Origin of the sequence: Paenibacillus sp. ICGEB2008, assembly GCF_000307675.1 — a bacterium.
In the GTDB taxonomy this organism is placed as follows: Bacteria; Bacillota; Bacilli; order Paenibacillales; family Paenibacillaceae; genus Paenibacillus; species Paenibacillus polymyxa.
Genome location: NZ_AMQU01000020.1, coordinates 14,543 through 29,842, shown reverse-complemented (window position 1 = coordinate 29,842; position 15,300 = coordinate 14,543). Strand labels below are relative to the sequence as shown.

Here is a 15,300-nt window from a genome sequence, read left to right as displayed (position 1 = left end):
TGGAGCGTGATTTTATGTTGGCGAGTGGATTGTTGTTGATACGTTTGGTAGTAGGATTGCTATTTGTGGGGCACGGGGCTCAGAAGCTTTTTGGCTGGTTTGGCGGTTATGGTCCAAAAGGTACCGGTGGTTGGATGGAATCAATCGGGATCAAGCCCGGAGTATTGATGGCCGTGGCCGCTGGATTGATGGAATTGCTGGGAGGAGCTCTATTTGCTGTAGGACTGCTTACTCCACTGGCTGCACTGTTGATTACAATGACGATGCTTGGAGCGATTGTCAAAGTACATGGTCAAAACGGGATCTGGGCCACCGCTAATGGCTATGAATATCCGCTGGTTCTTATTGCTGTCGTAGTCGGTATTGCGTTGATAGGCGCAGGTCCATATTCCATTGATGCAATACTTCATTAATACATGAACTAAGTCATTAAAAATTACCAATGATAAAAATAAGGATTTCTACAATTAAAAGGAGGATTTTATATGTCACTTCAAACTGCAGGTATTCATCATATTACAGCTTTTGCTGGTAATCCGCAGGCAAATGTCGATTTCTATGCAGGTATTCTTGGACTTCGGTTAGTGAAGAAAACGATCAACTTCGATGCTCCTGAGGTTTACCACTTGTATTTTGGTAACGAGGCAGGAAGTCCTGGAACGATTATTACTTTTTTCCCGGCACCAGGAACTCCCAAAGGGCGAATCGGAGGCGGCCAGGTGGGTATAACCTCGTATGTGGTACCGCTAGGTTCGCTTGATTTTTGGCAGCATCGTTTGAAAAGCTTTGGTATTCAAGTTACGAAAACAAGCCGTTTTAATGAACAATACCTTCAATTCGAGGATAATGAGGGCCTACGTCTTGAGCTTGTTGAACGTGCAGAGGGAGCGAGCAGTACTTGGTCTTACGATGGCATTTCGGCTGATAAAGCAATCAAGGGGTTCGGAGGTGCAGTGCTATTTAGCGCCAACCCACAGAAAACGATGGATGCATTGGAGAGCATACTCGGATTTACGAAAATCGACGAAGACGCCGAATATGCTCGTTATCAATCTGCAGGAGAAATCGGTAATATCGTGGATGTTCCGCTTGCGAAAATGGGTTTAGGCTTTGGTGGAGCAGGCACAGTACATCACATTGCATGGCGCGCAAAAGATTTCGAGCAACATGAAGAGTGGAGAAGCACAGTCCAGCATTATGGCTATCAGCCGACCCCAATCATCGACCGCCAATATTTTAATGCGATATATTTCAGAGAAGCGGGCGGCATACTATTTGAAATTGCTACAGATCCACCGGGATTTGCTAACGATGAACCTGCGGAATCTTTGGGGCAGAAATTAATGCTACCAGAGTGGTATGAACCGCAGCGGGCTCAGATCGAGGCAAACCTGCATCCTATTGAAGTGAGAACATTAACAGATAAACAAAAGTAAACGAAATAGCTGCTGTTTTGCATCCAGATAAAGTCACATAAATCCACAATCTCATTCGATTGTGGATTTTTCATTCGATGAATTACCTCCTGAAAATGAAATCCTCCGCAATTAACCTATATTTATGATTTGACTAATCTAATATACGACATTATCTATCCAAGACAGAACCTGCTTCCAGGTATATATCTCATGACCTTCCGCCCTCTTGTTATTCCACCAGCCTTTCGGACTTTTTCAGCATTTCTCTTATCACGTGAGCGACTCGGCTTTTCCGGTTCTCAGCTTTCCTTTGTATCGCTCGTAATGATTGTTGGTATGCTGGGGTGTTGTTGTGATAATAAAACTGCTTGGCAGCAATGCGTAGTGTCCTTCTCAACAACATAGCTGATGAACGTGTTAACCTGGAACGGAGTCCCCTGCGCAATACTCGCAGCGTATTTTTGTAGGTCTCAAAATCCTCGGATGGAGGAATCAGAGCAAATAAATTTAACGAGGAGTCATTGAACCCGTAAGTTTCATACATGATTCTTAGATTTTCCGTATTTAAAACGTTACCTCTAAGATGGGTTGGATGCTCCTGATGATACCCGACCACCTCTTTGATGCAATAAAAAGGGATTTTTAAGCGATGCAGTCTATAGCCAAGATCCCAGTCTTCGAGTCCATACAGCACAAACCGTTCATTGAAACCTCCAATACGAATTAAGTGGTTGCGTCTGATGGCCACACAACGAGTTACTAGCATCATCCAGGGAGCTACGTCCGTTGAGGCAAATTGTTTCTGCGTATTGGGAGGAACCCTTGTGGGACTAACGACTTTAGACAGTGCGCCCGTTTGATGAAGGATATCTTCTGGCGTTATGACCGGGGTAATTTCATTCGCTGTTTCAAAGTCAGGATTCCATAAGCCGGATTGTGTAAGTATGCTCCGACAATGTTCTTTTTCTTCCACAGAAAAATCAGGGTGATAGTGGGTAAATGCATCGTCCCACGAGTGCGGAATGCCTGAAAGCACAGATTTGGGATACTTGCGGTGATAACGGCTCACGGTTTTAATGAAATGAGGCAGCACCAAAAAGTCAGCGTCACAGAAAATGATGTATAGCCCTTTTGCTCGGCGCAGTCCCAAATTTCGAACGGCAGATCGACCGCGTTGTTCCGGGTGTGACACATAGATAAGAGGATAGGATGCTTTGAAGCCTTCGACCATTTCTTTCGTTCCGTCTGTAGAACCATCATCAGCTACAATGACTTCGAATAATTGCTTCGGATAGGTTTGTGATTCAAATGAAGCGAGTGTGAGTAACAGCTGCTGGGCGCGATTATAGGTTGGAATGATGACGCTGTAGCGGATAGCCAATGTGATCTCCCCCCACCATTCTAATTAGAGAACCTTTGAACGAGATAAATAATAACAATGTATTCAAGGATTTTAGCCTGGTCTAGTCAAACAACCCGCAAAGTTCGAAACAGGCTTGGTCCTATGCGGATGTTAATGTGGAAGTGCTGTATTTTTTGCTGATTTGCAGATATGTTTCAGTGGTGTGATGTATATGTCATGGTAGCATTATGCATAAGGATGTAAAGTAGAAGGGACACAAACAAACATGAGATGAAATGGGCATGTTTATGGTAAACTATATGGAGTTATAGAAGACCTGAAAGAGGAGTACTATATGACACAATTTGTCTATAAGCAAATTATTGACGATCTTAAAATGAAAATTTTCGCTGGAAAGTTTGCAGATATGAGATTGCCAGATGAACGTAGTCTTAGTGAGACTTACCAGGTTAGTCGTAGTTCCATTAAACGTGCTCTGACTAAAATGGAGAGTGTCGGAATTATTTTCAAAAAACAAGGTTCCGGGACATTTATTAATCCCTTATACATAAGAAATGAATCTATCTTTAACTACGAGGGCTCTAATCTAGGAGTTACTGATAATTTCCAAATGCATGGCAAAAAGCCAAAAATCAAAGTATTGAGTTTTGAGGTCATTCCACCGACAGAAGAACTACAGCGCGATTTGTTCTTGGACACTCATGATTTTGTTTATAAAATCGTTCGCTTGCGTCTGTTTGATGATGATCCATTTATGATCGAAACGGGCTATATCCCCATTAAAATTGTCCAGGATTTAAATCAGACCATTATTGAGGGTTCCATTTTTAATTATTTGGAGGACTCGCGGAACCTGGCCGTCACCAAATCCTTTTTATCTATTTTTGCAGAACCGTCTGAAGAGAATGATCAAAAGCTGCTGCAATTGAAAGAAAATGAACCCGTAGGCATTATGGAGGGTGTTTTCTTTTTGGATAACGGTACCCCATTTGAATTTTCGCATATGCGATTTCACTACAAATATTTGAAATTTAATACCTTTGTATCGGTACACTAATGAAAAGACTGGATAATTCTCCGGTCTTTTTTTTATAGTTTTGAAAAAGGATTAGAGTCTGCAAACTCTTCATTTATCACAAATTTTATTGGTTTATCCTGCTATATATTTTAATGTAAGAGCTTTTTTACTGTCTTTTTAATTTATATTTCATAGTATGTTCAAAATTTCACAAAATTGGACCGTATCACTTGTGAAAAAGGTTGAATTAATTCAGCGTAGCGTTATGATGTACATGTAGATGAAATTTCCGGAAATAAATTACAAACAAAATTACTAGGGAGTGGACACCATGGCTTTATCACCCGTGTTAGTAGATTACTCGTCTAAAACATATTTGGAAAAACTTGATGCATACTGGCGTGCAACGAACTACATTTCAGTAGGTCAGCTTTATTTAAAAGACAATCCTTTGTTGAGAGAACCTTTGAAAGATTCGGATGTAAAGGTTAAGCCTATTGGACACTGGGGCACGATTCCAGGCCAAAACTTTATTTATGCTCATCTTAATCGTGTTATTAATAAATATGATTTGAACATGCTTTACATTGAAGGCCCTGGTCACGGCGGCCAAGTGATGGTTTCAAATTCATATCTTGATGGAAGCTACACCGAAATTTATCCGCAAATCACGCAGGATATCCCAGGTATGAAGAAACTGTTCAAACAATTTTCATTCCCTGGCGGTATTGCTTCACACGCTGCGCCTGAAACCCCTGGATCTATCCATGAAGGTGGGGAGCTGGGCTATTCCCTTTCTCATGGTGTAGGTGCTATTCTAGATAATCCGAATCTGATCTCGGCTGTTGTTATTGGGGATGGTGAAGCTGAAACGGGTCCATTGGCCGCTTCGTGGTTCTCTAACCGATTTATCAATCCAATCACGGATGGCGCAGTGCTGCCGATCTTACATTTAAATGGCTTCAAAATTAGTAACCCAACGATTATGTCTCGCCAATCAAAAGAAGAGTTAACCTCGTTCTTTAAAGGTTTGGGTTGGGAACCATTCTTTGTTGAAGGTGAAGATCCTGATCACATGCACCCAGAAATGGCGAAAGTATTGGATACTGCCATCGAAAAGATTGAAGCTATTCAAAAGAATGCGCGTGAAAATAATGACCTTACTCGTCCGGCGTGGCCAGTGCTTATCTTCCGTTCACCTAAAGGCTGGACAGGTCCAAAGGAATGGGATGGCGTGCCGAATACAAATTCGTTCCGTGCCCATCAGGTTCCAATTCCGGTCGATCAAAAAAATATGCAGCACGCACCTGCTTTATTAGAATGGCTGAATAGCTATAGACCGGAGGAATTGTTTGACGAAAACGGTCGGTTAAAAGCAGAGATTGCTAAAATTTTGCCTACTGGCGATAAACGAATGGGAATGAACCCTGTTGCGAATGCAGGTAAACTTATTAAAGACTTGAAATTGCCTGATTTCCGTAACTATGCGTTGGATAACTCCACGCCTGGTAAAGTGATTGCGCAAGATATGTCTGTGTTAGGTAAATACGTTAAAGATGTGGTTGTTTTAAATGAAGAGAATCGTAATTTCAGAATCTTCGGGCCTGATGAAACGATGTCTAATCGCTTGGCACCTGTTTTTGAAGTAACCAAACGCCAATGGATGGATCAAATTATTGAGCCTAATGATGAATTCTTGTCATCGTATGGTCGTGTCATTGATTCCCAATTATCTGAACACCAAGCTGAAGGATTGCTGGAAGGTTACGTGTTAACAGGTCGTCATGGTTTCTTTGCAAGTTACGAAGCCTTCCTGCGTGTGGTTGACTCGATGATCACTCAACACTTCAAATGGCTGCGTAAAGCAACGGATCAAGGATGGCGTGCAGATATCCCATCATTGAATGTTGTAGCAACTTCAACGGTCTTCCAACAGGATCATAACGGGTATACACACCAAGATCCAGGTTTGTTAGGTCATTTGGCTGATAAGAAACCAGAATTTATTCGTGAGTATTTGCCAGCTGACGCCAACTCTCTTTTAGCTGTTTTTGACACTATTTTAAATGACCGTCAAAAGATCAATTTGGTTGTTTCGTCCAAACACCCACGTCCACAATGGTTCTCTGCTGATGAAGCAAAAGAATTGGTAGACAAAGGGTTAAAGATTATTGACTGGGCAAGTACAGATCAAGGCGGAGAGCCTGATATTGTCATCGCTTCTGCTGGTACAGAGCCAACGATTGAAAGCTTAGCTGCGATCTCGATCTTGCATAAAAAACTGCCTGACTTGAAGATTCGCTACATCAACGTAGTAGACTTACTGAAGCTGAGAAGCCAAAAGTTAGATCCTCGTGGATTATCTGACGCTGAGTTTGATCAATTTTTCACAAAGGACAAGCCAGTCGTATTCGCTTTCCATGGTTACGAAGGTCTGATCAAAGATCTGTTCTTTGACCGTCATAACCATAATCTGCATGTACATGGTTACCGTGAAAATGGCGATATTACGACACCATTTGATATGCGTGTATTGAATCAAATGGACCGTTTTGACTTGGTGAAGGAAGCTGTTCTAAGCTTACCTAACGCTGGAAAGTACGCAAATATTGCGGATGAAATGGATGCAATAGTTAAGAAACATCATCAGTTCATTCGTGAAGAAGGTATTGACTTGCCAGAGGTAGAGAACTGGGTATGGGAAGGCCTGAAATAAAAAAGTATAGTACATTTCAGCTTTGTGTTGGACAACCAAGCAGTCAAGTATGAGCTGGAATATATGATTTGGTAGTAGTATAGATGTGCCTGACCCCTTGAATTCAAGTATGATTTCAACGGGGATCAGGCACTTTTTGATGTAGCACACTGAGGATTTAATAGGGAAGTCACGAGCAAGTGGGTAATAAGTATATGGGAACCGAATGGTTCACTGTATTTTGTCTGAATATTGAAGAGGTGTTATGGTATAAGAGAATAGGAGAGGAGGCTGTTAATATGAACCATCAAATTCCAGAGAAGGTATTGAATGATGGCACTAAGGTGCCTGCCATTGGATTTGGAACTGCTGGGTTGAAGGGTGCAGATGGAGTAAAAGTGATAACCAGCGCGATTGATGCGGGTTACCGTCTGATTGACACAGCTTTTAACTATGAAAATGAGGGCGCTGTCGGGAAAGCTGTCCAGCAGAGTTCAGTACCGAGAGAAGAATTGTTGATTTGCTCCAAACTTCCAGGTCGTCGACATGCATATCAGGAAGCCATTGTCACGATCGAAGAGTCACTATATAGAGGCGGTTTGGACTATTATGATCTGTATTTGATCCATTGGCCAAATCCCAAAATCGATCGTTATGTTGAAGCTTGGCAGGCATTGATTGAGGCGAAGAAGCGGGGCTATATTCGTTCGATCGGAGTCTGTAATTTCCTGCCTGAGCATAATGAACGATTGATTCGGGAAACAGGTATCGCGCCGAGCATCAATCAGGTTGAACTGCATCCATTATTTAATCAGGAGCATCAGCGTACCAAAGATGCTGAACAGGGCATTGTGACGGAATCATGGAGCCCCTTGGGGCGCGGTCACAGCATGATGGAGAACGAGGAGATTGGGAAAATTGCCGCTGCTCATGGCAAAACCGCGACCCAAGCGATTTTACGTTGGCACATTCAACTGGGAGCGATCCCAATTCCTAAGGCTTCTTCTGTAAAACATCAGACGGAAAATCTGGACATTTTTGATTTTGAGTTGTCACCAGAGGAAATGAACGTGATTTCAGCGCTTAGCAGGGAAGATGGACGGCTATGGGATCAGGACCCCAATTCCTATGAAGAACTGTAATCTACAACAATGAATTTGAAGGGTTCAAAAATCTGTAGAGGGTTTTTGAACTCTTTGCTTTTAGTAATAGTGGAAAGGATGCGATAAGTCTGGATATAGCTATGATGAATGATGAACATTTTTAACCGGATATGATGTATGATATGGGGAATGTAGTCTTTTTGAAGGAGGGCATTATGGGTATTTTGTCAAGGTTTAAGGATATTATGAAGGTGAATATCAGCGCCTTATTGGATAAGGCGAGCGATCCGGAGAAGACCATTGATGATTATATGCGGAACTTGAACAGTGATCTGGGCAAGGTGAAAGCGGAAACAGCCTCGGTACTAGCTGATGAGAAAAGAGCGAAAAGAGCACTGGATGAATGTAGAGCTGAGATCAAAAAGCTCCAGCATTATGCAAGTAAGTCTGTGGAAGCTGGCAATGAAGATGAGGCTCGAAAGTTTCTGGAACGTAAAATCTTGCAGGCAGAGAAACTGGAATCGTTACAGACCTCTTATGACTTAGCTTCGGCAAACGCCGTACATATGAAACAAATGCAGGAGAAATTGGTGTCCGATATAGGGCGTCTGGAAGTGCGGCGTGCCGAACTTAAAGGGAAGCTGGCGATCGCCAAAGCACAGCAAGCCTTGAATTCTATGGGCGACCATGATTCTGTATTCGAAGCCTTGGAAGAGAAGGCAAACAAGGCATATGATGAAGCGATGGCGATAGCTGAGCTCCGGGGAGAGACGAAGGACGACCTGGATGCGTTATTCACGCAATATGAGAAGAGTACCAATGCAGAAGATGAGCTGGCTGCAATCAAGCAGAAAATCAATTCCAAAGAATCATAATAGTTTCTACATGAAGAGGTGAGCAGATGCCGGTTATCGAATACAAATGCCCCAACTGCGGCAGCGGTATGGTCTTTGACAGTGAGACAGGAATGTTATCTTGCCATAGCTGCGGAAGAGAGGACAACATCGATACGATTCCTGATCCTCTGACCAATCGTGTTTTTTCAGAAGATGAGGCCCATGAGTATCATTGTAATAACTGTGGAGCAGTAATTATGACCGAAGTGGAGACGAGTGCAACGGTGTGCAGCTTTTGTGATTCTGCCGTGGTACTGGGTGATCGACTGACCGGGAAGCTGGCTCCGGCGCAGGTTATTCCCTTTTCGATCAGCAAGGAAGAAGCCATAGCTGCGTTCAAAAAATGGTGCAAGAATGGCCGTCTGACACCGAACCGATTTATGATAGCCGACCGAATCAAGGGAATAACCGGTATGTATGTCCCCTTCTGGTTATATGAATTACATAATCAAATTGAGGTTCAAGGTGAAGGTAACCAAGTGAGAACCTATACGAGCGGAGATTACGAATATACAGAAACGAAGCATTTTGATGTATATCGGAAAATCCGTTTGAATTACGTGAAGGTTCCGATTGATGCTGCGGAGAAAATGAATGACGAGCTGATGGATAAATTGGAGCCTTTTCCTTATGATCAGCTCAAACCTTTTAAAACGCCATATCTAGCAGGATATATTGCGGAAAAGTATAGTTATAACGAAGAGGAGCTTTTCCCGCGCGTGAAAGACAAAGTGAAGGAATATATTGATGCTTATATTCAGTCCACGGTGTCAGAGTATACGTCTGTGAGTTACACGGAAAAGCAAATTGATACTACATTAAAACAAGCGGATTATGTCCTGCTCCCAGTATGGGTCATCCACTATGACTACAATCAATTGGAGCATACGTTTGCGATGAACGGTCAGACGGGCAAAGTAGTTGGTAAGCCTCCGATTAGCAAGTTCAAAGTGACAGCTTGGTTTGCAGGCATTTTCGGCATAACTCTCTTTTCATTAAGGTTCATAACTTGGCTAATAATGGGGGGAGAATTCTATTGAAAAAATATAGAGCGATTGTGGCTGTGTTGTTGTTCTTTGCTGTTTTTCTAGCGGTTCCTATGGAAATGAAGGGCGAAGCAGCAACGACAGAGATGAAGCCATTGATTTTTGACGAGGCAGGTCTACTTAATCAGGAAGAGTATGATGTGTTGAACTCTATGGCTAATCAATACGGAGCTGAAAGAGAGACAGACATTATTATTTATACGACCAACAATCCCGACAATATGGATGTTATGAAAATGACACAGGATTTTTATGATGATCATGGTCCGGGTTATGACAGGGCTCATGGAAATGCAGTCATTTTAACGATGGATATGAGGAATAGAGAGGTGTACTTGGCCGGATTTTATAAGGCAGAACGGTATCTGGATGACGACAGGCTTACTAAAATCCGCCATGAAATTACCCCGGATCTGACGAATGGCAACTATGGACTTGCCTTTCAAAAGTATATTCTCGGCGCGCACAAATATTTGGCTATCCGCCCAGGGGTGAATCCGGACAGTATATTTTTCAAAGGCTGGCTTCACTTGGCGATTGCGCTGGGATTGGCGTCTATTATTGTAGGTAAGATGGTTTCGAGTTCCGGCGGTCGGGTTACGGTAAATCGGCAGACCTACGAGGATGCAAGCACGTCAGGGGTTCTTGCACATCAAGATCTGTACACTCACACCACGACAACGAAGCGGAAGATTGAAAAGAGCAGTAGCAGCAGCTCATCAGGCGGAGGGGGTGGAACCACCAGCGGCGGTCACTCGCATAGCGGCAGCAGAGGATCATTTTAACGGAAGGGATGGATACAGCACATGGGATTCTTCAGAAATCAATTTGCAAATGTAGTAGAATGGGAAGAATTTAGGGATGATATGATTTTTTGGAAATGGAGCAATCGTGAAATTAAAAAAGGCAGTAAATTAATCATCCGCTCCGGTCAGGACGCGATTTTTGTTAATAACGGCAAGATCGAGGGTATCTTTGAGAATGAAGGGTCATATAACATGGACTCGGATATTATTCCATTTCTATCGACATTAAAAGGGTTCAAGTTCGGTTTTAACAGCGGCATGCGGGTGGAGGTCTTGTTCGTTAATACGAAGGAGTTTACGGTCAAATGGGGAACACAAAATCCGGTTTTGATTCCGACCCCCCAATTGCCAGGCGGGATGCCGATTCGGGCCAACGGTACGTTTAATTTTAAAGTAAACGATTATGTTACGCTTATTGATAAGATTGCCGGGGTAAAGGACAGTTATCTTGTAGAGGACGTTAAAATACGCATTACTTCGGTGTTGGATCAGTTATTGATGAAGTGGATCAGCAGAGAAGGCAAGGACATGTTTAATCTACAGGCAAATGCTTCTGATATTTCGAAGGGCATTCAAGAAGACCTGGATATGCAAGTGATGGACAACGGTATGACGATTACAGGCTTTCATGTGATGAGCTTCAATTATCCTCAAGAAATTCAGGATATGATTACGAAGACGGCTTCTCATGAAATGATCGGTAATCTGCAAAAGTACCAACAAGTGACGATGACTGACGGTATGGCATCGGGGAATGTAAAAGGCGGCGGTGCTGCGTCGGATATGGCGAGTATGATGATGGGCATGAATATAGCCAATGAAATGATGAAAAATTTGAACCCAAGTCAACAGCCTCAGGCTGAGACTCAGCCTGCACCCGATGCCCCCACTCCTTCTGGCGACGGTAAAAGGCCAAATTTTTGTCCGAATTGTGGTACAAAAAACGAGGGAGCTAACTTTTGTCCGAATTGTGGACATAAATTGAACGGGTAGCTTTGTAAACCAAACAGCAGTTGTTGCAGAGTATTCTCTGTGATAACTGCTTTTTTTTATTGTAGTTTGTTCAAGCATTTTCTTTATAAATCTGATTTATTGGATTGAAAAAAGTACACAGGATAAGGTACTATAGCTATATAGTATGTATTTATATTAACTAATTAGGTATTACATTAATAAACTATAGGTATAGGAGCCACAAAGATGACCAAATTCCAAGATCAAATCATTGCGCGGTACAAGTTTGATGATGCAGAGAACGTCGGCAAGGATAGCTCCGGACAAGGTAATGACGGAATTGCTTCAGGCACAGCAGCACCTACGATCTCCCATGCTACAGGAAGAGCGGCTTTGGCACTTGAGGGAGGACCCAACGGAACATCTTATATTCAGCTCCCTTCTGATCTGTTTAAAGATGTAAGCGATAACACCGGTGTTACAGTGACGGCTTGGGTAAACTTCGGCAGATTCACGGATATGTGGGAACGTGTTTTTGACTTTGGTAAAGCGCATACTGGGCCTTATATGTTTATGACACGGAATCTGCGCGGAACTCTTTTCACTGAGGTGGATTTGTCCGTAGACCCAGGAAGAGGCTTTGTCAGGGATGAGTGGATGCACATAGCCCTGTCTGTCATCGGCACAAAAGGCGGTACATTAAGCAGTGCGGGACCGGTGGTATATGTTAATGGTGAAGTGGCAGCAGACGGTTCCATTAGCCAAACCTCCAGTGGTAACTATGCCAAGCTGCGCAAATGGTTCGAAACATTTGCAGATACGACCAACTATAGTAACAATTTTATCGGTCGTTCCCAACATGCAGCCGATGTAGACTTTGCTGGCTCGGTTTCGGACTTCCGAATTTATAAAGCAGGTTTGACGGCGGATGAAATTATTGAGGTCATGTGCGATTCATTGACAGATGAAGAGATCGTGAAGCTTGCCCGCGATAAGTATTTGTCATTTCCGACGACAATTATAACCAAAGACATAGCTCTGCCAACGGTTCTGATGGGTGGAAGAGTAGAAGTGACCTGGAAATCCAGCCAGCCTAGCATACTCTCTGACCATGGTCAGGTTCAGGCGATTACTTCCGCACAGGGAGTCACCGTTACGGCTCTCTTGACCAGAGGTTCAAGCAGGATAGAAGAAAGCTTTGAAGTATCCGTTCTTCCAGAACAGTTGCCTCCATACACGCTGACCATTCATGGGAATAAAGAAGTTGTGGATGTCAGCGAAGTGATGTACGGCTTGTTCTACGAAGATATCAATAACGCGGCAGATGGCGGGATATATGCAGAACTTGTACAAAATCGCTCCTTCGAATCCTTTGAGTTTGATACGTATTCCCATGCTTCTGGTGAATGCGGCTGCTCTACAGGACGGAACCGCAATCCATTGTTCGCCTGGTCTGGTGATACGGACAAGATGGCTCCACAACATAGCGGTGGATTAAATGAGTTTTTGGGCGCAAAAGACAAGGATGTGAACTCTTATTACGTAACAGTAGCGGATGGGGCAACGATTCGAAACAAAGGCTTTTCCGATTCTAACCAGAATTGTGCCATGTCCATCCAGGAGTGTGCCAAGTATGAGTTCACCATCTTGGCGAAGGCCGATTCTGCGGGTACAATCACACTGCAACTGCAAGACTCGAAGGAAAAGGCCATCAGTGATTCGGTAACCGTACAGGTGGAAGGTGGCAACACGTGGAAAAAGTACGGCGTCGATTCCAAGCTGGTGCTGACAGGTACAGCTACGGTTCTGGGACAACTGGCGCTTACATTTGAAGGCGACATTTCCATTGATATGGTTTCCTTATTCCCACAAGATGTATGGGGGGCGGGAGAGGAAGAGCACTCCCCATCGGCACACGCCAACTATCAGGGTAATCCGAACTACCGATTGAGAAAAGATCTGGTGAACGCACTGGTCGGCATGCATCCGAAGTTTTTGCGTTTTCCAGGGGGATGTATTTCCGAAGGATCATTTATATGGGAAAACGTATATGACTGGAAGGAATCCATTGGGGATATCGAGCTGCGCAAGGAAAACTTTAATGTATGGGGCTATATGATGACCATGGGTCTTGGTTATATGGAATACTTCCAGTTGGCAGAAGACCTCAATGCAGCTCCGCTTCCAGTTATGGCCTGCGGTGTGCTCTGCCAAGCCCGTTCAGATTATGCTCATCCGGCTGGCGGCGCATTAAGAGAATACTATATCAAGAATTTTACGGATCTGATCGACTTTGCGATCAGCGTTGATTTTGAACACAATGAATGGGCCGCCATGCGTAAAAAAATGGGCCATGAAGCACCGTTCGATCTGCGTTATCTGGGCGTGGGGAACGAAAACTGGGGCACAGAGTTCTTCGCCAACTTTGAAGTGTTCAAGACATCGATTGATGAGTACATGGAGAAAAACTACCCAGGATATGAGCTGCACATTATCTCCACGGTTGGCGCTCAAGCAGACGACGATGCCTATCAACAGGGCTGGAAGTTCCTGAGCGGTAATATGGAGGGCTCTGCCAAGGTTGCTTTTGCGGACGGTAACCAGGTGACGGAAGAAACTGTAACCTGGTATGAGAAGCAAAAAGACTATATGGACACCATTGCCGATGAGCACTATTACCGTTCTAATGAGTATCTGTTGAATAATGTGGACCGCTATAATTATTACTATAGAGCTTATAACGCTGATGGCAGTGTCAACTGGAAAGAAACGTCGAAGGTGTTTGTTGGGGAGTATGCCTCGACAGATAAAAATACATTGGCAGGCGCAGTCGCAGAAGCAGCAGTGATGACGGGCTTCGAAAATAATGCTGATGTCGTCCGGTTGGCTGCGTATGCGCCGCTGTTTAACAAAGTCCTGACGGACGGAACGTACAGATGGACACCGGATTGTATCTGGTTCGATGACGAAACTGTATGGTTTACACCAAACTATTATGTGCAGCAAATGTATGCCCAATATTTGGGCAATAAAGTATTGGCCACTTCGTTCTCTACTTACAAAAACGGCCAGCCAATCGACCTCATTCCTCAGGGTGGAATTGAGATCGCGACAGGTAACGCCGAGGTTGTGGTTAAGCGTGTGACTGTTACTTCGAATAAGGACGGCAGTGTGCTGCTGGATCAAGATTTTACCAAGGCATTGAATTCAGCCTGGAAGGTTATTCCTGGCTCCGTGGGATCTACGGTGGAGGAAGGTAAGGGGCTTGTCCTCAAAGCCCAAGATAGCGGTCTGAACGGCCTGTACATCTTGAACGAAAGCTGGAACAACTACAAGGTAGAGGTCGTTGCTTCCCGCATTTCCGGCACGGACGGTTTTTATGTGGGCGCAGGTCTCACGGATATTACCACTGAGAAAAAGAATGTCATCGAATACGCGATTGGCTATGGCGGCAATGCTACCGGCGTGAAGGTTTACAAGCAAGGTATAGAAGGCTATACCATGGGTGACTACTCTTCCAGTACAGCTGCGGGCAACTTGAGAGCAGCCAGCTATGAAGAACTGGCCGATAATACCGACTACACCATCACGGTGAACTATGGGGGAGAAACGGGCAACAATCTGATTTGCTCCTACACGGACGGCAAGACAACCAGCAAAGTGCTGGATTACAAGCTGGAGGCTTACAACAGAGACGTGTTTCATTCGGTGACCCGAGATGCTGAACATGTATATGTGAAGCTTGTAAATGCCGACAACGTAGATAAGGCAACGCAGCTGAATCTACAAGATTTGAATGTTGAGTCCAGCGCCAAGCTGATTACACTAACCGGCGATTCCTCGCTTGTTCATGTACCTAACGTGAATAAGAAAAATGATGAAAAGGTAGTGCCTACCGAACATCAGGTCACACTTCATACAGATTCTGTCCTCTTACAATTACCGGCTAATTCGGTAAATGTACTGGTACTGGATCTTAAAGCGTAGGGTACGAGATAGTT

General features: G+C 43.8%; 11 protein-coding genes. 10 read left to right on the top strand and 1 reads right to left on the bottom strand.

Annotation, left to right across the window (positions count from 1 at the left end; translation table 11 throughout):
• The first annotated feature begins 14 nt into the window (after positions 1-14).
• Complete coding sequence (locus C400_RS0118420) at positions 15-413, top strand: DoxX family protein (protein ID WP_016820138.1); 399 nt, start codon at positions 15-17, stop codon at positions 411-413.
• 72 nt (positions 414-485) lie between these two features.
• Positions 486-1,436 (top strand): ring-cleaving dioxygenase, encoded by a 951-nt coding sequence (locus C400_RS0118415; RefSeq protein ID WP_017427866.1) that lies wholly within the window; start codon positions 486-488, stop codon positions 1,434-1,436.
• A 211-nt stretch (positions 1,437-1,647) separates the two neighbouring features.
• Here the strand turns inward: C400_RS0118415 and C400_RS0118410 are convergent, their stop codons facing one another.
• Entirely contained in the window at positions 1,648-2,799 is a 1,152-nt protein-coding gene (locus C400_RS0118410; RefSeq protein WP_017427865.1) for a glycosyltransferase, read from the bottom strand.
• A gap of 316 nt (positions 2,800-3,115) precedes the next feature.
• Here C400_RS0118410 and C400_RS0118405 point away from each other — a divergent pair, with 316 nt between their 5' ends.
• From C400_RS0118405 to C400_RS0118370, 8 genes are all read left to right on the top strand, one after another.
• Positions 3,116-3,838, top strand: coding sequence for a GntR family transcriptional regulator (locus tag C400_RS0118405; protein ID WP_016820141.1), 723 nt, complete (start codon positions 3,116-3,118; stop codon positions 3,836-3,838).
• Between the two features lie 292 nt (positions 3,839-4,130).
• Positions 4,131-6,515 carry a phosphoketolase family protein gene (locus tag C400_RS0118400; protein WP_017427864.1) on the top strand — a complete coding sequence of 795 codons (2,385 nt, stop codon included), beginning with the start codon at positions 4,131-4,133 and terminating at the stop codon, positions 6,513-6,515.
• A 278-nt stretch (positions 6,516-6,793) separates the two neighbouring features.
• On the top strand, positions 6,794-7,636 hold the full coding sequence (locus tag C400_RS0118395) for an aldo/keto reductase (RefSeq protein ID WP_017427863.1): 843 nt from the start codon (positions 6,794-6,796) through the stop codon (positions 7,634-7,636).
• Between the two features lie 176 nt (positions 7,637-7,812).
• On the top strand, positions 7,813-8,472 hold the full coding sequence (locus tag C400_RS0118390; protein WP_017427862.1) for a PspA/IM30 family protein: 660 nt from the start codon (positions 7,813-7,815) through the stop codon (positions 8,470-8,472).
• A gap of 26 nt (positions 8,473-8,498) precedes the next feature.
• Positions 8,499-9,533 (top strand): TFIIB-type zinc ribbon-containing protein, encoded by a 1,035-nt coding sequence (locus C400_RS0118385; protein ID WP_017427861.1) that lies wholly within the window; start codon positions 8,499-8,501, stop codon positions 9,531-9,533.
• Positions 9,530-10,324 carry a TPM domain-containing protein gene (locus tag C400_RS0118380; RefSeq protein ID WP_016820146.1) on the top strand — a complete coding sequence of 265 codons (795 nt, stop codon included), beginning with the start codon at positions 9,530-9,532 and terminating at the stop codon, positions 10,322-10,324. Before C400_RS0118385 ends, C400_RS0118380 begins: the two co-directional genes overlap by 4 nt.
• 21 nt (positions 10,325-10,345) lie before the next feature.
• Positions 10,346-11,338 carry an SPFH domain-containing protein gene (locus C400_RS0118375; RefSeq protein WP_016820147.1) on the top strand — a complete coding sequence of 331 codons (993 nt, stop codon included), beginning with the start codon at positions 10,346-10,348 and terminating at the stop codon, positions 11,336-11,338.
• A 207-nt stretch (positions 11,339-11,545) separates the two neighbouring features.
• Complete coding sequence (locus C400_RS0118370) at positions 11,546-15,286, top strand: alpha-L-arabinofuranosidase C-terminal domain-containing protein (RefSeq protein WP_017427860.1); 3,741 nt, start codon at positions 11,546-11,548, stop codon at positions 15,284-15,286.
• Positions 15,287-15,300 lie beyond the last annotated feature (14 nt).

Coding starts and splice junctions, on each gene's coding strand:
- C400_RS0118420 (WP_016820138.1), top strand. CDS start 15: ATGTTGGCGAGTGGATTGTTGTTGATACGTTTGGTAGTAGGATTGCTA.
- C400_RS0118415 (WP_017427866.1), top strand. CDS start 486: ATGTCACTTCAAACTGCAGGTATTCATCATATTACAGCTTTTGCTGGT.
- C400_RS0118405 (WP_016820141.1), top strand. CDS start 3,116: ATGACACAATTTGTCTATAAGCAAATTATTGACGATCTTAAAATGAAA.
- C400_RS0118400 (WP_017427864.1), top strand. CDS start 4,131: ATGGCTTTATCACCCGTGTTAGTAGATTACTCGTCTAAAACATATTTG.
- C400_RS0118395 (WP_017427863.1), top strand. CDS start 6,794: ATGAACCATCAAATTCCAGAGAAGGTATTGAATGATGGCACTAAGGTG.
- C400_RS0118390 (WP_017427862.1), top strand. CDS start 7,813: ATGGGTATTTTGTCAAGGTTTAAGGATATTATGAAGGTGAATATCAGC.
- C400_RS0118385 (WP_017427861.1), top strand. CDS start 8,499: ATGCCGGTTATCGAATACAAATGCCCCAACTGCGGCAGCGGTATGGTC.
- C400_RS0118375 (WP_016820147.1), top strand. CDS start 10,346: ATGGGATTCTTCAGAAATCAATTTGCAAATGTAGTAGAATGGGAAGAA.
- C400_RS0118370 (WP_017427860.1), top strand. CDS start 11,546: ATGACCAAATTCCAAGATCAAATCATTGCGCGGTACAAGTTTGATGAT.